Source organism: Pseudomonas sp. SIMBA_041 (genome assembly GCF_046535095.1).
In the GTDB taxonomy this organism is placed as follows: Bacteria; Pseudomonadota; Gammaproteobacteria; order Pseudomonadales; family Pseudomonadaceae; genus Aquipseudomonas; species Aquipseudomonas mucoides.
This window is the reverse complement of the sequence record NZ_JAWRXJ010000631.1, coordinates 1-253: the sequence shown is the minus strand read 5'-3', so window position 1 is coordinate 253 and position 253 is coordinate 1. Positions and strand designations below refer to the sequence as shown.

The following is a 253-nucleotide window of genomic DNA, read 5'->3' as shown; positions in this document are numbered from 1 at the left end:
GCATGGCCGTCACGGGCAAATACTATTAGGCTGCCGGTATCATTCTGGCCTTGGGTTGACGCATGTCCACACTTTATCGCACGACGCTGGCACTGTGCTGCCTAGCCACGATCCTTCCGCTCGGCGCCATGGCCGCCGACGCTGAAAAACCTTCCACCGCCACCGAAGCCGCGCCCGTCGAGGCCACCCGGCCACCCCTGCTGGAACGCAGCCAGGAAGACGCCCAGGCCCTGGAGCGCCTGGTGCCCAAGGC

General features: G+C 65.6%; 1 pseudogene. It reads left to right on the top strand.

What is annotated here, in order from left to right:
- Positions 1-62 precede the first annotated feature (62 nt).
- Positions 63-253: pseudogene (locus SB725_RS32630) on the top strand (DUF3530 domain-containing protein); the annotation flags it as partial.